Here is an 18,459-nt window from a genome sequence, read left to right on the forward strand (position 1 = left end):
CGGTCCGGCGCTAGGCGGTTCGGCTAGCCGAACCAGGCCTCAGATAGCATGCGCAGCGAGCGCAACCGCAGCTGTGGATCGTAGGCGTAGCAGATGACGATTAGCTCATCTAGGGCAAACTCGTCTACGAATGCCTGCATCTTTTCGGTCACCTGGTCGGGGGTGCCAATTGCGCTGACCGAGGGAAGATGCCGCACGAGCGAAGCTTCCGCCGGACCCAGCGTGCCCTCTAGGTCGTGAGTTGGGGCGGGCAGCTGTCCCGCCCGGCCTCGGCGAATGCGCGATTGCATCTGCAGGCTGGTGGTGTACAGGAATTCAGCTTCTTCCTGGGTGGGCGCCACCATCACGTTGATTCCAGCCATGGCGTAGGGCTTTTCGATCTGTTTGGTAGGAGATTCGCATTCGAAGTCTGCCCGGTAGATAGACAGTGCCGCGTCCATTGCTGCGGGCGCGAAGTGGGAGGCGAACGAGAAGGGCAGTCCGAGTTTGGCCGCCACCTTGGCTCCACCGGTGGAAGAACCGAGCATCCACAGGGGCACCTTGGTTCCCTGCCCGGGGATTGCTCGCACTCTGGTCAGTGGTCGTTCGGGGGCAAACGGCAGTCCAAGTGCTCCGGCCTCTGCCCCGCGCACCTGGGTTGCGTATTCGTTCGGGTCAGCGTCGGCTAGGTAATTTGCCAGCTCTTGCACGTCCCGGCCGAATGAGCGCAGGTCCGCCTGCCCTCGATTCAGCGCAGCTGCTGTTACCGGGTCGGTCCCCGGCGCACGCCCCAACCCCAGGTCGATGCGGTCTGGGTACAGAGTCGCTAGGGTGCCGTAGTATTCGGCCACCATCAGCGGGGTGTGGTTGGGCATCATGACCCCACCGGATCCTAGGCGAATGCGCGAGGTGTGTTCGGCGGCGCGTCCCAGCAGTAGCGAGGTTGCCGAGGCCATGAACGCTAGCGAACCGTGGTGTTCCGCCACCCAGTACCTGTTGTAACCGGTCTGATCAGCAACCTTGGCAACCTCAACCGAGTTGTCCAACGCCTGCTTCCTAGTCATCCCCTCGGATACCGGCACTAGATCCAAAATGCTAAGTGGAACCCTATTTTGTTTTGCCATTATTCACCTCACGTAGTGCTTATCTCTACGCTACCCGCAGCAAGGACGCTGCCGCCGGGATTTCCGAATGCTTAGATCCGCCTCCTCAGCCCCAGGAACGCCACCCCGAGCCCCGCGAGCGCAAGTGCAGCCCCACCTGCCAATACCGCCGAACTACCTGTCTTGGCTAGCGTCCGTTTTTTCGTGGGCGAGGGCGTAGTCTTCGGTTTTGTCTGTACCGCGGTTTCAACCTGCACTGGCCGCACTTCCGGAGTCGGGTTTTCCGCTACTTTCGGCGGCGGGGTCTGCTCCGGCTCGGCCGGTACAGGTTCGGGTGACTCAGGCGGCGTGACCTGCTTCGGTGATGGCATATCCGCTGCTGGCAAAACAGGTGGGGTCTCTTTCGGCACTTCCTTTTCCGGCGGAGTCTTCGCTGGCGGAGTCTTTTCCGGCGGAGTCTTCGCTGGCGGAGTCTGCTTGGGTGGAACCGGCGTTGCCGGAACGTCCACCTTCGCGGTCAGCTCCGAGTCATAGCCCGACAGCATCATGTCTTGCGCCTTATGGTGTTCCCACACGCGGAAGGTGACTGCCGGAACGCCTCCTGCTTTCAGTTCCAGTAGCGTCTGTTTTCCCTGTTGCCGTTGCGGCTTGACCAGTACCTCTTTGGCGCCGCTCTTAAACGACGCCTTATCCGAGTACCGGATTCCGTTTATTACTAGCGGGGCCTGCCCAGCCACCTGCACCTTCACGCCGATGGGGTTACCCGCAGCCGAAAGCACCTGCACCCCCAGTGCCTGCCCGTGCCATCTGGTTACAAGCCGGTAGGGGCCGGCATATTTAGCGGCCTCGGCAAGGTAGCTCTTCGCGTCCTTCCTTACTTGCGCTGGCAGTGGCCCCTTATCTGCCAGGTACTTCCTAGAGTTAGTGGAGCTGTGCACCGCGTCCACTAAGCCTGCTAGCGGACGCCAATTTCCACCCTCGGCCTTTTGCCCCGCCTCCTTTAGGTGCCGCCAGAGCATGTAGGCAATGAGCGGCTGTTTGTCCGCATCGACAACATTGGAGCCCGCGTTTCCTAGATACGAAGAGGAAACCCTGTAGGGCGATCGTGCCCCTACGGTTACCTCGCGATCAAAAAAGATCGGATGAGCTTTCGCTCCAAAGTTGATCTGCGAATCGGTAGCACAGATCATGAACTGCCCGTTAGCTGCTTTGTGCGCCCCTAGTTCCAGGTCGGCTCGCCCAACGATCTTCCATGACTCGATCCTGGGTCCCGCGCCATCGGCAAGTGCCCCGGGAGCGCACACCCCAAACGTCGCTGTGGTAAGCGCCATAGTTGCAATGACGCGGGAACGAAGCCTGCGACAGACCCGCTCCAGCAATGTCGGTTTCAGTAAAGGCGCTTTTTGCCTGCGCAAAGGCTTGTTTTTCGTTGTCATGACCCCAGTGTCGGAAATTCTCCGCAGCGCCCTCCAGCGGACTTCGCCACGGCTGTGGAATACGGAAATGGGACGAATTGTGGATAACCGCACAAAGGACCAGCTTGCACCCGCCCCTCCGATCGCGCTACTGTATACGAGCTGATGCAAGCTCGAGTGGCGGAATAGGCAGACGCGCACGGTTCAGGTCCGTGTGGTAGAGATACCGTGGGGGTTCAACTCCCCCCTCGAGCACAGGTAGTCCCCAGGCGAAAGCTTTGGGGCTTTTTGTTTTAACTTTTCAGCTTGCTGCCGCTAAGTAGCCGGGCAAACTAGCCAACAGTTATCCCGAGGGCGAACCCAGATATTCGCCCTCGCTGGCGCTAAGGTGCAAGATCCCTACTTAACGCGGCATACTAGGGAAGGTATATGACCATTTTGGGCTTTGCGCCTAATTGCACTACTGGGGGTTGACGGTGAGCGTTTTTGACCGTTTTGAAAATGCCGTTGAGCGTGGCATCTCTGGCGCGTTTTCAAAGGTATTCCGGTCGCAGCTGAAGCCTGTCGATATTTCGGCAGCAGTGCGGCGGTCAATGGAAGACAATACGGCCGCGATCAGCTCCAATCGCACCGTGGTGCCGAACGAATTCACGGTTAGCCTATCCAAGGCCGACTTCGACAATATTGCAGGTAGCGACGGTGACGTACTAGCCGAGGAAATGGTAAACGATGCCACCCAGTACGCCACGGAACAGTCCTATTCCTTTGTGGGCCCCGTCGTAGTCACCTTCACTAGGGATTCCACCCAGGAAACCGGCACGGTCCGGGTTACCCCGGCTACGCGCCGAGGCCCGGCCGCCCCAGTTACCTCAAACCAGGCCAGCCCGTCGCATCCTATTTTGGAAATTGACGGCAAACGCTGGATGCTCACCGAGCCTGTCACCATTATCGGACGCGGCACCGAAGCTGACATTGTGCTAGCTGACTCGGGCGTATCCCGCAAACACCTGGAGCTGCGCATCACGCCTACTGGCGTAATTGCCACCGACTTGGGTTCCACAAACGGTTCCTACGTCGAAGGCCACCGCATCGACGCCGCCACACTGTTGGACGGCAACGAACTGACGGTTGGACGCACTCACATATTCTTCTTTACCTCCGAGGATCAGGAGGCGTAGGGTTTGGCTTCTGAACTAGCGGTTACCGTAATCCGCCTGGGTTACCTGGTGCTTTTGTGGCTGTTTGTTGCCGCAGCGCTCGGGGTATTGCGCCGGGACGTGTGGGGCACTGTAGTAACACCGCGCGGCCGAGGCCGCCACGGGAAGAAGTCCGCAGCCCCTTCGCCCTCGCCAAAAAACGACCGCGATTCCGGAGGGATTCCGCGCAGGCGATCCATTACGGGCGCCTCTAGTTCCCCCACGCAGCTGATAATTACCGAGGGCGCTCTTACGGGCACCAAGATGCCGCTTGGATCTGCTGCCATTGTCATCGGACGCTCGCCAGCATGCACGCTGGTAGTAGACGACTCCTACGCATCTTCCCAGCACGCTCGCCTATATTTGGCCGGCGGATCCTGGCATGTCGAGGACATGAATTCTACGAACGGCGTCTTCGTCGATGGGGAACGAATCTCCTCACCACGCCCTGTGGGGTTAGGAAACCAGATTAGAATTGGGCAAACTACATTGGAGCTAACACGATGAGTCTTACTTTGCGTTTTGCTACCCGCTCTGATGTGGGGTTGGTGCGGAAGTCGAATCAGGATTCCGGTTACGCCGGACCTCACCTGTTGGTGCTTGCCGACGGCATGGGCGGGCCTGCGGGCGGCGACATTGCCTCTTCTATCGCGGTGGCACACCTGGCGGATCTGGACACTGACGCCCACGGCGCAGACGACCTGCTGAACCTGTTGCGCACCCGCATTTCGGACGCGCACGAGGAACTGGTTGACCGTTCTTCCCACGATGCCGATCTGCATGGCCTCGGCACTACTTGTATCGCTGTTTTGCGCAGCGGCAACAAGCTGGCCATGACTCACATTGGCGATTCGAGGGCGTACCTGCTGCGCCAGGGAACGCTTACGCAGGTAACTACCGACCACTCGTTTGTGCAGTACCTGGTACAGTCCGGGCAGCTCACCCCCGAGCAAGCCGAGACCCACCCCCAGCGCAGCGTTCTTCTTCGCGTACTGGGCGATTCGACCTCGGACATTACGTTGGACGAATCCATTAGGGAAGCCGTCGAGGGCGACCGGTGGCTGCTCTGCTCTGACGGTCTGTCTGGTGTGGTTAGTGCCCAGACAATCGGCGAAGTCCTCCACGGGGTCGAAGATCCGGCAGATGCATGCGATCAGCTAATTGCGTTGGCATTGCGCGCGGGTGGGCCCGACAACGTTACCGTCGTAATCGCAGACGTGGTCGATCCGGACCATCTTGGCTTTGAGCCTTCGGCCTCGCCCCAGATTGTGGGAGCAGCGGCTACGAACCGCTTGGACCGCACTCGGGACGCAGATTCTGCGGCAGGTAAAGCGGCCGCTTTGACTGGGCGGGGGGACCCTTCGCGCAGCCCTCGGGACCAAAAAGAGGTCGAAGCCGACGAGGCGGATGCGCGCGCTTCCAAGCGCAAAAAACGTCGCAGCCGGCTTCTTACAGCTGCCATTTCCCTACTCATAGCCGCTGCCGTGGGCGTGGGTGGAATACTCGCCTGGAACTGGTCGCAAAGCCAGTACTACGTTGCCCCGTACAGGGGCACAGTGGCCATCTATCAGGGGATTCCGCAAACTATTGGCCCCTGGCACCTATCTCACCACGTTGAACTGTCTAACTTGCCCATGAGCGAACTGGACCCGTTTGCCCGCGACCGGCTAAAAACCCCGATTACCAGGGAATCGCTCACCCGCGCCCGCGAAGTGGTGAAGAACCTTCAAAAGACGCACGTGCGGAACCAGGAACAGTCTTCAAATTCGAAGCCACCAAAGGCAAATAAGTAATGGCAACAGTCGAGATAAAGCCGGTTTCTTCGGCTCGGCTTCCCGAAATAGCGCTGCTGGTGCTAGCGCTACTAGTCGGGGTGGGCGCATATGTGGCCACGGCAATCACCAAGACTGGTGAACCCCCCGCGGGGCTGTGGCTGCACGTTGGCGCCCTCGTCGTATTTACGGTGGCAACACACCTGCTGGTACGCCATTTCGCGCCCTACGCTGACCCCGTCATTTTGCCCATCGCGGTGGCCCTGAACGGGATCGGGCTGGCAATGATCTACAGGCTCGACATCTCTTATGAAGCCCGTGGCCAGCAGGATCTAGCGGTTGGCTCAAAACAGCTGATCATCACCGTTGCCGGCATCATTTTGATGGCGCTTACCCTAATTGCAGTCCGCGACCACAGGCGGCTGCGCAAGAACTCTTACCTGCTGATGCTGGCAGGCCTGGTACTGCTGGTACTGCCCATCTTCTTCCCCGCGGTGAACGGGGCAAAGATCTGGATCAACCTGGGCTTCATCACCATTCAGCCGGCAGAGCTCACAAAGATCCTCCTAGCTATTTTCTTCGCCGCCTACCTGGTGGAAGGACGCGACAAACTGTCGGTCGGCGGACCAAAAATTCTTGGCTTGCGCCTGCCCCGACCACGCGACTTAGGCCCGCTAGTGGTGGTCTGGATAGTCTCTATAGTCGTCCTGGTGGGCCAGCGCGACTTCGGCACTTCCCTACTGCTATTCGGTCTATTCGTAGCCATGATCTACGTGGCCACCGACCGCGTGTCCTGGCTGGTCATTGGCGCGCTTTTGATGCTGCCATTCCTGTGGATGGCAACCAAAGTTTCCCACGTCTCCTCGCGCATCGACGGGTGGCTACACGCCCTCGACCCGGCGGTATATAACCGGCCCGGCGGCTCCGGACAGCTGGTGCAAGGGCTGTTCGGCATGGCCACCGGCGGCCTATTCGGCACCGGTTGGGGCTCTGGCTACCCCCAGATCGTGCCCTTCGCCAACTCCGATTTCATCTTCGCTTCCCTAGCGGAAGAACTGGGACTTACCGGCGTCTTTGCCATCCTTGCCCTGTATTTGATCCTTATCGAACGCGGCATGCGCACCGCCATCGGGGTGCGTGACGGCTTCGGCAAATTGCTAGCCACCGGCCTCAGCTTTGGTATCGCCTTCCAGGTATTCGTAGTGGTAGGCGGCATTACCCGAGTCCTTCCTCTTACCGGCCTGACACTGCCCTTCCTGGCGGCCGGCGGATCCTCGCTGATGTCCAGCTGGATCATCGTCGGGCTCCTATTGCGCATCTCCGACGCTGCCCGCCGTCCCGCTCCCACCGGCAACCTCACTACTGCCGAGATAGCGAAGGTAACCAAGGGCAATCCGGCGAAGAAGAACGCCCCCGCCCAAAGTGGGGCCACGCCCTCAAACGACGAAACCCAACTGGTACACCTAAACAAGGGGGAGGCACAGTGAATACGCAAGTGCGACGCCTGACCTTTGTTGTGGTCCTCATGTTCGTGACGCTCATGTGCGCGGCCACTTTCATCCAGTTTGTGAAGGCTCCCGAACTGAACGCGGATTCGCGCAACGCGCGCACCATCTACGCCTCTACCGGGCGCGACCGTGGCTCAATCATTGTGGGCGGCACGCCCGTGGCGTCTTCTAAACCTTCCGGGGACGTGTTCAAGTATCAGCGCCAATACCCCGCAGGCGGGTTGTACGCCCTGTCTACCGGCTACTACGCCACGGCATTCAACACGGCTACAGGCCTGGAGGCCAACCAAAACCAGGTGCTAGATGGCACCTCCGACACGCTCCTGAAGTCGCGCATACAACGCCTGTTCACCGGGGCACAGCCGGTGGGCGGCTCGGTAGAGCTCACCCTCAATCCGGCTGCCCAGCAAGCCGCCGCAGAAGCATTAGGAGATCGCCGCGGAGCCGTTGTGGCACTTGAGCCCAAGACTGGACGGATCCTGGCGCTGTATTCCTCGCCCTCGTACGACCCGAATCCCCTTGCCGCCCATGACGGGAAGACGGCCCAGCAGGCTTACGACGCTTACAATAAAGACACTGAAAAGCCGCTGGACAACAGGGCTTTCGGCGATCACACTTACGCGCCCGGGTCCACGTTCAAGTTGATCACGGCAGCGGCCATGCTCGAGTCCGGTAAGTACAAGCCGAACACGAAGATTGATTCGCCCGTCTCTTTGGATCTACCCCAAACCACGAACAAGATCTCTAACGACGCCGGAGAAACTTGCGGCGACGGCAATCCGACTTTCCAGTACGCACTGGCGAATTCCTGTAACACCACCTTCGCGAAGGCTGGCATGGCCATCGGCCAGGAGGCCCTCTCGAAGCAGGCCGACGCCTTCGGCTTCTCTACCGCCCACCGCATTCCGTTGAGGGCGACGCCCTCGACCTTCCCCAAAGACATGCCACAGGCCCAGACAGCCATGAGCGCAATCGGCCAATACGACGTCCGGGTTACCCCTCTGCAGATGGCTATGGTTTCTGCCGCCATTGGCAATGAGGGCACCGTTATGAAGCCGCAGCTAATATCGCGGATTCTGGACGCCGACCTGGGGGTACAGAAGGAAGAATCTCCCCGGGAATTTGGGCGGGCCATGCAGGCTGACAACGCGGCGCAGCTGACCAAGATGATGGTGGATGCCACCAAGGAGGGCACCGCCACCGCAGCCCAGATTTCTGGCATCGACGTAGCGGGCAAGACCGGCACGGCCGAACGCGGCAACCTGGCAGACGGCTGGTTTACCGGTTTCGCCCCTGCAACCGATCCGAAGGTCGCCGTGGCCGTGGTAGTCGAGGGCGGCCAGGCCGGAGTCGACATTGCTTACGGCGGGCAGGTGGCCGCCCCTATTGCTAAAGCGGTAATGCAGGCGGTGATCAACCAATGAGTGGACGCATTGCTGCTGGTTTCACCCTTGGGGAGCGCTACGTGCTGCTAACCCAGATTGCTGTTGGCGGCATGGGAGAAGTGTGGCAGGCCCGCGATTCGCAGGATGGGAAGATCGTTGCCGCGAAGGTCTTGAAAGAAGAGTTGGAAGGCCAAGGCCAGTTCCTAGCCCGATTCAATGTGGAGGCGCGCAACGCCCAAAAGATTTCGCATCCTGGCGTGGCTCAAACTCTAGATTATGGCGAGGACGACGGCTTGGCCTGGCTCATCATGGAGCTGGTCGACGGCGTCCCGATGACCGAACTACTGCAAGATGGCGCTACTTTGGAGCTGGATCTGCTGCTGTCGATCATGTACCAGACCGCCAATGCTTTGGACGCCGTCCATAGCGCGGGGATTGTTCACCGCGACATCAAACCGGCGAATATTCTGGTGCGTGCGGATGGAGTCGCCAAGCTTACCGATTTCGGCATTTCGTTTAGCCCGCATCAGGAACAGTTGACCGCGGTGGGCATGGTCATGGGAACAGCCCAGTACCTGCCCCCGGAGCAGGCTACGGGCAATCCTGCGACTCCCGCCGGAGACCTGTACGCCCTGGGAATCATCGCTTACGAGGCCCTTGCCGGAAAGCGTCCCTTTACCGGGTCTTCGCAGGTGGATATCGCTTTCGCGCATGTGAACCAGAAGGTTCCACCACTGCCAGAATCCGTGCCCGCCGAACTGCGTGCACTGGTCATGCAGCTGCTCGAAAAGAATCCTGCCCACCGGCCTGCCTCTGCCCGCGACCTGGCCCGAGAATTGGCCCGCGTAAGCCACATTCTCCGCACCGGCGAATCGGAGCCCAAGGCGGCGCCCTCGAAAGAGACATCGCCCAGCCGCATCCCCAAGGCAAAGAAGCGCACTCTTATGCGCCCGTGGCCGCTTCCAGGTGGGACCCACAAGGGGGCGGTGCGAACTTCTATCGAACCGCTGGCTCAAGATTCCGACAGGGTAGAAGAGCTGGACGGTGGCACAGTAGCGGCACCGGACCAGATGCCGCCCGAGTTTGCCCCCAAACACACTTCTGAATCCACCGGTCCGCACCGGAGGATCACTAAGGAATCGCTGGCCGGAGCCATCGAAGCCCTGGGCAAGTGGCGTCCCACCAAACCGCCCGCCTGGCGTCCGCCAGACAGGAATAAGAAGCGAGTGGCCCGGGCTAAGGCCGGTTCTACGGCCAGGCCTCTTGCAGCGCAGACGCAGGGGTATGCGAAGCATCAAGAAGCTGGCACTGACCTGACATACTGGATTCTTCTGGCCGCTTTTGCACTAATTGTCTTTGCCATCGCAATGATGGTCATTTGGAACATAATTGAACCTGCGAGGGCGCATGCCGCCCTCGCGCTAGTAACTGATTTGAAGGGTGTGTCATGGCCGAATCTCTGTTAGCAGGACGCTACGAGGTACGAACACTCATTGGCCGCGGGGGGATGGCGCAAGTCCACCTGGGCTACGATATTCGTCTATCTCGTGTGGTCGCCATCAAGATGCTGCGCACTGACTTGGCTCGAGATTCTATTTTCCAAGCCCGTTTCCGCCGGGAAGCTCAGTCGGCAGCGTCGCTGAACCACCCGAACATTGTGGCGGTGTATGACACCGGCGAGGAAACTGTTACCACTCCCGACGGTTCTACCGTGCAGGTGCCTTACATCATCATGGAATATGTAGAGGGGCATACGGTACGAGACCTGCTCTCTGACGGTTCTCCCGTCCCTATCGACGAGGCAATCGAGATCATGACCGGCGTGCTGCAGGCACTGGAGTACGCGCATTCGCAGGGCCTGGTGCACCGCGATATCAAGCCGGGAAACGTTATGCTCACTACCACCGGCAAGGTCAAGGTCATGGACTTCGGCATTGCCAGGGCGCTTGCGGATTCCTCGGCCACTATGACGCAGACTGATGCCGTTGTTGGCACTGCCCAGTACCTGTCTCCTGAACAGGCGCGCGGCGAAAAGGTGGACAATCGCTCGGACTTGTATTCCGCCGGGTGTCTGCTGTACGAGCTACTTACCGGGCGACCCCCGTTCACCGGCGATACCGCGGTGGCCGTGGCCTACCAGCACGTCTCGAAGGTGCCTACTCCTCCCGCGCAGATCACTCCCGACATTCCGGATGCGTTGAATCGCGTGGTAATGAAGTCCCTGGCTAAGGCCAAGGAGGATCGTTACGGCGATGCCGGCCAGATGCTGCAGGATTTGGTAGCAGCGGGTCGCGGGGCGCGCGTTGGTGCTCCCGGCGTGGATACTTGGGGCGAGGGCGAAACTCAGGTTCTCACTCGCACCGACGAACTGGATCGCACCAGGGCGCTGTCGATTACCCAGCAGCAGTCTCCGATTCAGGATCAGGCTGCATTGCGGCGAGCCCGCCAGGAGGCCAAGCGGGTGCAGGCGCAGAAGGATAAGAAGCGCAGGCGGCGGAACCGCATTATTGGCGTGTTGGTGTCGCTGCTAGCTATTGCGGCGGTTGCGGCCGTTGCCTACCTGTTTATTCACGGGCAGAAGGATCCTAACGAGAACAAGGTTGCGGTGCCCGCGAATATTGTGGGGATGTCCCGCGCTGAGGCCCGTACTGAACTGTCTAACGCGGGTCTTACTATGGTCGAGGGCGAACCGGAGGAATCGGATACGGTCGAGGCCGATCACGTGATTTCTTCGACTCCGGAGCCTGGCACGCAGGTGGATAAGGGGTCCAAGGTTACTGTCATCATTTCTAAGGGTCGAGGCGAGATTCAGGTCCCCGACTTGGCAGGAATGAGCCAGGAGCAGGCCCGTTCTACCCTTGAGGCTGCCGGTCTGTCCGCGGGGTCGGTGAGCACTCAGGATTCGGGTACCGTTCCGAAGGATCAGGTGATTACTTCTGATCCGGAGGCTGGCACCAAGGTTGCCAAGGGCACCACTATCAACTTGATTGTTGGTTCTGGCATGGTCAATGTGCCGCAGGAGCTGGTTGGTAAGTCTAAGGATGAAGTGGTTAAGTTCCTGCAGGAAAATGGCTTGTCCATTACTATTACCGAGGTCGAAACCGGCGCGGTTCCTGCCGGTAACGTCGCATCTTTGTCTGCGGTGGGCCAGGTAAAGCAGGGCACTTCTATTACGGTGAATGTTGCGAAGGCGCCGGCGTCGCCGTCGCCGAGCCCGTCTCAGTCCACTAAGGAGCCGGGTAATAAGGACAAGGAATCATCTGATAGTGGCAATACCGGTAATAATCAGAGCCAAGATACTGGCAACGAACATTAGTGGTTAGGCTGAAGTGCCCGCCGGATCGGTCCCGGTGGGCACTTTTCTTTTGCGTGTTTTTACAGGTGGAGGGCGGCTAGTTGCCAGGGTTTTTCGGCGCCGTATAGTTTTTCTTCGGCTTTTGCCCAGTCGTGCCAGTGGGGAACGTAGAGTTCGCCGTCGCGGGCCAGAGCGCGCTTTTTGCGCTCGGCGGCGTCTAGTTCTAGCCATAGCCCTACGGCGCCGGGCGCGCTCACGGAATCGCGGGTGAGGGCGCCGCACCCTTCTACGATCCAGTCTTTAGTTGGGTCCGGGCGTAACCAGTTGCCCCAATCGTCGGCGTACCAGTCCCATAGGTGTACTTGGGTGATGCGGCCGTGCAGTAGATCGGCGCAGGTGTGGGCGGCTTGCTGAAGGCCGTCCCAGCCGGGACACCATTGTTCTACCGCTAGTAGTTCGAGTTCTTCTGTTTCTTGGCTCAGCTGCTGCGCTAAGGACGTCTTGCCTGATCCGGAGCGGCCGTCTATGAGGAGTCGTAGTGGGGCGTCTCCGGCTAGGGCTTTCGCCTTTGTCAGCAGCTGGTTCACCTATGGTCACGCACCTGGCGGAGCCAGTTGGCAAACATTTGGTGTCCGGCGTGAGTGGTGACTGATTCGGGGTGGAATTGGACGCCCCATAGTGGCACTTGCCTGTGTTGGATTCCCATCACGATGCCGTCGTCGGTGGTGGCGGTCACTTCGAGCTCGGTGGGGATGGTAGCGGGGTCGACCGCTAGGGAGTGGTAGCGGGTTATTTGCAGCGGGCTTTCGATGCCTTCGAAAATGCCAGCACGGTTATGGCTGATCATAGATGTTTTTCCGTGCATAAGCTGCGGGGCGCGCACTACTTTGGCGCCGCAAATTTCGGCCAGTCCCTGTTCACCTAGGCACACCCCTAGCATCGGTTTGCCCACTTCTTTGCAGTCCCGCAACACTGCGGGGCTTGCTCCGGCTTCCGAGGGCGTGCCCGGTCCGGGGCTAACAAGGATGCCATCGTATGGGGCGATGGCATCCTTTACAGAGGCCGCGCGGGTTGCCTGTGGGGCTTGCCCGTTTTGGTCCGTGTAGAAACGTCCGCCTATTTTGTCTATATCTACCTGTGCCGGAGCGTTTGCGGCCACGCGATCGTTGCGCACCACCTCAACTGTGGCGCCCAGGGCCCGTAGGTAGCCGACGATGGTCCATACGAAGGAATCGTAGTTATCTACGCACAGTATTTTTAGGCCCTTGCCCACTTGCTGATTTTCCATATGTTTTGCCTAATGAACAGTATTTCCGGTCAGATTGAAGTACTTTTCCGCCCAGGGGTAGACCCAGGTAAAAAGTACTGCAATGGTACCCATAAGCAGGACTAGGGCTTCTAGCAATTTCACGAATGTGGGTCCTGGCAGTATCCGCCACAGTGCTGCGTACATTATTTTGTTCCTTCTAGTTCTGCGGGGATGCCGGTTTCAGGGGGCACCCAGTGGTCTAGTTTTGCGTGCACTATATAGCGGTGCGTGTTGCCGAATTGTCCTCCCGAAGCGGTCGAGCACGTGGTGAGTGTCATCAGCCGTTCGGTTGGTTGGGCGCCGCTGTCGCTACCGGGAACGGGCGCGATTACGGATCCGTCGTCGGGGGTGGTCAGCTTCTTCTCTGTTACTTTGTAGACCATCCAAGCTTTTTTGGTGCGCACAATAATGTTGCTACCGGCCTCTAATCGATCGATGTAGCGGAAGTTGGATCCGTAGGAGCGGCGGTGGGCGGCTACAGAGAAGTTTCCGACCTCGCCAGGTAGGGCGGTGCGTTCGTAGTGTCCGGCTACTCCCCTGTCCAGGATGTATTGGGCGGATCCTTCTACGACGGGCACGACCATTTTTTCCCAGGAGGGAACGTGCAGACTAGCAAAGGTGGTGTCCCATCCGGGCCGGTCCGTGGCGGGCGGGGCGTCGTAGCGCAGGTCGTTGGAAATTTTCTTGGGCCCATCGTTCAACTGCTTGTCGAACTTGCTGAGGGCGGCGTCCTCGGAAGCGGCTACCTGCCAGTCAGTTACATAGACTTGCCAAAATGCGAACAGGCCGATTACCAGGCCTATGGTTATAAGCAGTTCCCCAATAACGCTGATTGGGTCGGCTCCGCGCCGGCGTTTGCTGCGCGGCTGGGGCGTTCTGACGTGGCTCACCCGCTCACCTCCTGGTTTTGCTAGAAACTATTGTATGAGCATTCACGTTCGTTTTATGCTTCGTGTTGCATTTGTCGCCTGTGAAGCCACTACACTAGGATTCGACCAGAATCGTTTTTACCCCAGGAGTCGCAGTGGCCGAGTCCCGCAAGTCTAGTAAGTCGCATAACATTACCGTCGATGAGTCCGAACTGAACAAGGGCTGGTCCGCGGACATGACCCCGTCGCCACGGTGGTGGGCGCCCGTTTCGGTGACCATGATGATAATCGGCTTGCTCTACATCATCGTTTATTACATTTCTGGCGCTAAGTACCCGATTGGCGCTATTGGTAACTGGAACCTGGGCGTCGGCGTTGGCGTTGCGATGGTCGGGTTCTTGATGCTACTTCGGTGGAAATAAATTCTCCGTCCTTATCGGTAGGCGTCCGCAGCACTTGCATGGCTGCGGATCAGCACTAACGATAAGGACGGATATTTTTTGAGCGAATACTAGTCGTTGATCTCGACGGATTCGATAACTACATCTTCAAGAGGACGATCCTGAGGGCCGGTGGGCACCTTAGCGATCGCGTCAACTACCTTCTTGGATTCTTCGTCGGCCACCTTGCCAAAGATGGTGTGGTGGTTCTGCAGGTGCGGGGTGGGCGCTACGGTGATGAAGAACTGCGAGCCATTAGTGCCGGGGCCTGCGTTTGCCATTGCGAGCACGTAGGGTTCGCCGAAGGTCAGTTCTGGGTGGAATTCATCTTTGAACTGGTAGCCGGGGCCGCCAGTGCCGGTGCCGAGCGGGTCGCCACCCTGAATCATGAACCCATCGATGACGCGGTGGAAGATTACGCCCTTGTAAAGCGGTTCCGAGGTGGGCTTACCGTTGGTCGGGTTTAGCCATTCGCGCTCGCCGAGGGCGAGTTCGCGGAAGTTCTTCACGGTTAGCGGGGCGTGATTCGGGAATAGTTCTAGGCGGATGTCGCCTTTGTTTGTGTGCATTATTGCTTCCATGGCTCCAATGTTGCCAGGGTGAGGGCGGCGACGCTAGTTTCGATGCGCATTTTTGCTGCCTTCGGGTGTCGCCATTGGCGAAATTTTTGTTCACTACTTTATAGGTCAAGCAAAAGCTGTGGTTTGTTGGCAGAATAGAAAGGTATACGCCGAAAGTGTTTCGGCGCCGACAATGTGAGGAGCATGTGGATGTTCGGTAAGAAGAAGGAAGCATCGACCGAGGCCATCGAGTCGGTTCGCGACCACGCTCATGGTTGGATTGACGCGGCCGCCGATTACGTGGCCCCCAAGGTTGATCAGGCTTCCAAGGCGATTAGGCCAGTTTACGAGGACGCTCGTGCACGTTTCGAGGACGACATTTTGCCCCGCGTAAATGAGGCAAGCGAAAAGTTGCAGAAGGAAGTTCTACCTTCCCTCGAGCAGAAGGCTCAGGATGCTACTGAGGCTACAAAGAAGTACGGCAAGGCAGCTCAGTCTTCCGCTAAGAAGTACGCGGCAGCGGCAGCGGCTTCTCCTGCAGTAAAGAAGACGCGGGCCGCAGCTGAATCGGCTAAGTCGGCCGCGCTCGACACTCCGGTTCCCTCGAAGCGTGAATTGAAGAAGGCCGCCAAGAAGGCTGCCAAGCAGGCTAAGAAGGCTGCTAAGGACAACAAGAAGGCTTTGGCTAAGGCCCGCAAGTCGAATAGCTCTTCTAAGGGCGGCATCATTGCCCTGTTGATCGCTGCGGCTGTTGGCGCTGCCGGCTATGTGGCTTGGCGCCGCACTAAGCCGGTTGAAGATCCGTGGGCCGAAGAATATTGGGAGGACGTAAAGATGGATCTACCTATTGACGACCAGGAAGTTCCTAACGAGCAGGCCGAGGACGCTGCTACCACCGAGCAGGTGCAAGATCGCACCGAGCAGAAGGTAAAGGCGCATGAGGCCGGCTTGGACCAGCACTCTGACAACTAGTTTTTGCTAGTAGTTAGTGGGAGGGGTTTCGACCCCTCCCACTTTTTTGCCCAAATATTGTTTTTCTGAGCGGCAAATAATACGCAGCCGTATTATGGTTTTATAAATTCTTTTATCTTATGTAGTTTTCGAGGGGTGGCACATGATTAAGCGCGCAATTGGTATTGCTCTCGCGTTCATTGGCCTTGTCGTCGGAGCAGGGTTTGCTTCCGGGCAAGAAATCTCCCAGTACTTCGTGGCTTTTGGTCTTTCTGGTATTTGGGGAGCTGTGATTGCGGGGGTGGTAATGGCTGCCGCCGGTTTGGCCACTCTTGAACTCGGAAGCTACTTTCAGGCTAAGGAGCACAGGTTTGTGCTAGATCGGGTGACGCACCCGATCCTGTCGCGTTTCTTTGACGCTTCGATCATGTTCACGTTGTTTTTCACCGGCGTGATTATGATTGCTGGCGCGGGTGCAAACTTGCAACAGCAGTTTGGGCTGCCCATTATTGTGGGCGCTTTGATCATGGTAGGCATGGTTATTTTGGCGGGGTTCTTGGATGTGGACAAGGTGACTCGGCTGATTGGCGCGATTACCCCGCTGGTTATTATTTTCTTGGTTTCGGTTGCGATCTATTCAATCGTCACCGCTACGGAATCTGTTTCCACACTTACGCCGGTGGCTCACGCAACCGTACATACCTCGTTGCCCCACTGGTCTATTTCGGCATTGAACTATGTAGGCATGGAGTTCATCATTGCCGTGTCCATGGCGATCGTCATGGGCGGCGATTTTGTGGATCCGCGTTCAGCTGGACTGGGCGGACTGCTGGGCGGCATTGTTTTCGGCGTCTTGTTGGCCTTGTCCGCCCTCGGTTTGATCTATGCGGTGCGAGATACTGCCGGCTACGACATGCCCACGTTGCAAATGGTTGAACTGGTAAGTCCGAAGCTAGCAGTTGTGGTGGCGCTGATTATTTTCGGCATGATCTTCAATACCGCTATCGGCATGTTTTACGCGTTCGCGAAGAGGGCTTCCTCGTCTAAGCCAGAACGTTTCCGCCCAATCTTGATTGTTACCACGCTAGTTGCTTTTGGCGTCAGCTTCATCGGGTTCAAGAAGCTGATTGCTATCTTCTACCCGATCATTGGTTACATTGGCATCGTTCTAATTGCAGTGATGGTGTACGCATGGTTGCGCCAGCGATCAAATATTTCCGATGAAGCTGAACGGCGTGGCCGGATCCGCGCGCTGGTTGCCCGCAAGCTCAACCCGGGACTCCGTTTTGGGCGCAAGCATGCTGCAGCTTTGAAGAGGGCGCTCTCTAGGTCACCTATCAGAGATAAGGATCTGTCTGACAGTATCCACGACGAGGTTGCGCAGGAATTGGCTTCTGACGATGAGGTTAATTTTTCCGAGGAGGATGCTGCGAAGTATTCCACTGAGGACAAGGACTCTAAGCCAGAAGAGGCTCCGGCTAAGCCTTCTGAGCAGAGCGGCGGTTCCACCGCTCAGTAGCTTCAGTTACACACTGCCCCGCCTTTGGCATGTGCCGCGGGCGGGGCATCTTTTTGTTATTTGTGCGGCTACAGGTGACGGCTTGCTTTAGGAAGCGATCACTACGGCGAGGGCGAATATTGCGACTAGCTCGAAGAACAGTAGGATGCTCACGCCGATGGCTGCCTTTTGGGAGTATTTATTTCCTACTAGGTGGAGGGTGCCGTCGACGTCAAATGGGAAGATCAGGAATGTAACTACTAGCAGGACTAGGGTAAGCAGCACCCCTATCAGTTGCCCTTGGTAGAGGGCTCGGCCCGCTAGGACTATGCCGGCAACTACGGCTACCACCCCGAATAGTTTGAGGCTGGACGTCTTTCTCATGGCATATTGGCACACTACCGCCAACACGATCATTATGATGCCTGCTCCAAGCGGCCAGTAGCTCCCAAAAATCGAGGATTCTGCCGAGAGTTTGACTGGAACGCTGTGGATCGGATCGTAGAATTCGTTGTTGACTTCACCTGCTACAACTTTTTTGTAGAGCAAGTATTTTCCAAGTTGGCTACCAATGCTTTCTCCTGCCCCCAGGGAAGAGACTGCGCCAAAGAATGCTGCACTTCGTGAATACGTCATCCAGATGCAGAAGGCAGCTGCCACGAACCCAAACATTGCTGACAATTCAGGGGCCAGCAACAGAGCTAGCGTTAGAAGGAGGGTGTTGCCGTTCTCGCGGTCTATTGGCGAGAGCCCTATAAACCACGCATCGCCACTAACATCGCCTGTCAGTACCATGTATACGCTTTGGCACAGGATGCCAACTATGAGGACCGCAAGCAAGCCAACTAGGCAGAGGGCTATCTTCCTCCACGTTATTGGGGGCGTCTTCGTCGTCTCGTACCCGGCTCCTTGCATTAAGTAGCGCACCAGGACGCCGTTAAGCATCTGCTCACTGTGCTTGCGCTCCCCTGCGTACTCGCCGGAACTTATAGAACCCATTTACTTGCTTCTCCTAACTACTAATTCGCAATTCCCGCCCTGGGTAGGATGGCTATAAGATTCGGCAAATAGCGCTGCTGGCGCCATGAGTAGGGTGAATCCTCCCGGATGGCAGCAATGATGGGATCGGGGCCTGTTCCAGTCCCCGCGTTTCTTGCTATCTGCGGTACCAATAGAACC

Annotated in this window: 17 protein-coding genes and 1 tRNA gene; 11 read left to right on the forward strand and 7 right to left on the reverse strand. The window is 58.1% G+C overall.

What is annotated here, in order from left to right; all coding sequences use genetic code 11:
- Positions 1–23 precede the first annotated feature (23 nt).
- On the reverse strand, positions 24–1,103 hold the full coding sequence (locus tag QP400_RS08305; protein ID WP_004807013.1) for an LLM class flavin-dependent oxidoreductase: 1,080 nt from the start codon (positions 1,101–1,103) through the stop codon (positions 24–26).
- 71 nt (positions 1,104–1,174) lie between these two features.
- Entirely contained in the window at positions 1,175–2,518 is a 1,344-nt protein-coding gene (locus QP400_RS08310) for a hypothetical protein (RefSeq protein WP_101485880.1), read from the reverse strand.
- 150 nt (positions 2,519–2,668) lie between these two features.
- Between QP400_RS08310 and QP400_RS08315 the strand changes: the two genes are divergently transcribed.
- The 8 genes from QP400_RS08315 (at position 2,669) to pknB (ending at position 11,674) form a co-directional block, all read left to right on the forward strand.
- Positions 2,669–2,752: transfer RNA gene (locus QP400_RS08315), tRNA-Leu, on the forward strand.
- 221 nt (positions 2,753–2,973) lie between these two features.
- On the forward strand, positions 2,974–3,675 hold the full coding sequence (locus tag QP400_RS08320; protein WP_004807017.1) for an FHA domain-containing protein: 702 nt from the start codon (positions 2,974–2,976) through the stop codon (positions 3,673–3,675).
- Between the two features lie 3 nt (positions 3,676–3,678).
- The gene (locus QP400_RS08325) at positions 3,679–4,200 is read left to right on the forward strand and encodes an FHA domain-containing protein FhaB/FipA (protein WP_004807019.1); all 522 of its coding nucleotides are present in this window, start codon (positions 3,679–3,681) and stop codon (positions 4,198–4,200) included.
- Positions 4,197–5,486 (forward strand): PP2C family protein-serine/threonine phosphatase, encoded by a 1,290-nt coding sequence (locus QP400_RS08330; protein ID WP_004807021.1) that lies wholly within the window; start codon positions 4,197–4,199, stop codon positions 5,484–5,486. The genes QP400_RS08325 and QP400_RS08330 overlap by 4 nt, the downstream gene beginning before the upstream one ends.
- Positions 5,486–6,952, forward strand: a complete 1,467-nt coding sequence (locus QP400_RS08335) for an FtsW/RodA/SpoVE family cell cycle protein (RefSeq protein WP_004807023.1) — start codon at positions 5,486–5,488, stop codon at positions 6,950–6,952. The genes QP400_RS08330 and QP400_RS08335 overlap by 1 nt, the downstream gene beginning before the upstream one ends.
- Positions 6,949–8,397: a peptidoglycan D,D-transpeptidase FtsI family protein gene (locus QP400_RS08340; RefSeq protein WP_004807025.1), complete on the forward strand. Its 1,449-nt coding sequence runs from the start codon at positions 6,949–6,951 to the stop codon at positions 8,395–8,397. Before QP400_RS08335 ends, QP400_RS08340 begins: the two co-directional genes overlap by 4 nt.
- A complete protein-coding gene (locus QP400_RS08345; RefSeq protein WP_004807026.1) occupies positions 8,394–9,824 on the forward strand; it encodes a serine/threonine-protein kinase in 1,431 nt (476 codons plus the stop codon). The genes QP400_RS08340 and QP400_RS08345 overlap by 4 nt, the downstream gene beginning before the upstream one ends.
- Positions 9,806–11,674, forward strand: a complete 1,869-nt coding sequence (pknB, locus tag QP400_RS08350; protein WP_004807028.1) for a Stk1 family PASTA domain-containing Ser/Thr kinase — start codon at positions 9,806–9,808, stop codon at positions 11,672–11,674. Before QP400_RS08345 ends, pknB begins: the two co-directional genes overlap by 19 nt.
- A 59-nt stretch (positions 11,675–11,733) precedes the next feature.
- Here pknB and QP400_RS08355 read toward each other — a convergent pair whose 3' ends face one another.
- The 3 genes from QP400_RS08355 to QP400_RS08365 form a co-directional block, all read right to left on the reverse strand.
- Positions 11,734–12,240, reverse strand: coding sequence for a nucleoside/nucleotide kinase family protein (locus tag QP400_RS08355; protein WP_004807030.1), 507 nt, complete (start codon positions 12,238–12,240; stop codon positions 11,734–11,736).
- The gene (locus QP400_RS08360; RefSeq protein ID WP_004807034.1) at positions 12,237–12,941 is read right to left on the reverse strand and encodes an anthranilate synthase component II; all 705 of its coding nucleotides are present in this window, start codon (positions 12,939–12,941) and stop codon (positions 12,237–12,239) included. Before QP400_RS08360 ends, QP400_RS08355 begins: the two co-directional genes overlap by 4 nt.
- Positions 12,942–13,105: 164 nt before the next feature.
- On the reverse strand, positions 13,106–13,852 hold the full coding sequence (locus QP400_RS08365; RefSeq protein ID WP_004807038.1) for a class E sortase: 747 nt from the start codon (positions 13,850–13,852) through the stop codon (positions 13,106–13,108).
- Positions 13,853–13,986: 134 nt separating this feature from the next.
- Here QP400_RS08365 and QP400_RS08370 point away from each other — a divergent pair, with 134 nt between their 5' ends.
- Positions 13,987–14,253, forward strand: a complete 267-nt coding sequence (locus QP400_RS08370; RefSeq protein ID WP_004807040.1) for a cell division protein CrgA — start codon at positions 13,987–13,989, stop codon at positions 14,251–14,253.
- Between the two features lie 89 nt (positions 14,254–14,342).
- On the opposite strand, the gene QP400_RS08375 is transcribed toward QP400_RS08370, so the two are convergent.
- Positions 14,343–14,852: a peptidylprolyl isomerase gene (locus QP400_RS08375; protein WP_040315147.1), complete on the reverse strand. Its 510-nt coding sequence runs from the start codon at positions 14,850–14,852 to the stop codon at positions 14,343–14,345.
- 183 nt (positions 14,853–15,035) lie between these two features.
- Between QP400_RS08375 and QP400_RS08380 the strand changes: the two genes are divergently transcribed.
- Together QP400_RS08380 and QP400_RS08385 are read left to right on the forward strand one after the other, a co-directional pair.
- On the forward strand, positions 15,036–15,803 hold the full coding sequence (locus QP400_RS08380; protein ID WP_285462631.1) for a hypothetical protein: 768 nt from the start codon (positions 15,036–15,038) through the stop codon (positions 15,801–15,803).
- A gap of 142 nt (positions 15,804–15,945) precedes the next feature.
- A complete protein-coding gene (locus tag QP400_RS08385; RefSeq protein ID WP_004807046.1) occupies positions 15,946–17,301 on the forward strand; it encodes a YkvI family membrane protein in 1,356 nt (451 codons plus the stop codon).
- Positions 17,302–17,388: 87 nt separating this feature from the next.
- Here the strand turns inward: QP400_RS08385 and QP400_RS08390 are convergent, their stop codons facing one another.
- Positions 17,389–18,279 (reverse strand): hypothetical protein, encoded by an 891-nt coding sequence (locus tag QP400_RS08390; RefSeq protein WP_004807048.1) that lies wholly within the window; start codon positions 18,277–18,279, stop codon positions 17,389–17,391.
- Between the last annotated feature and the right edge of the window lie 180 nt (positions 18,280–18,459).

The sequence above is a fragment of the Winkia sp. UMB3158 genome, from assembly GCF_030217145.1.
Classification (GTDB): Bacteria; Actinomycetota; Actinomycetes; order Actinomycetales; family Actinomycetaceae; genus Winkia; species Winkia anitrata.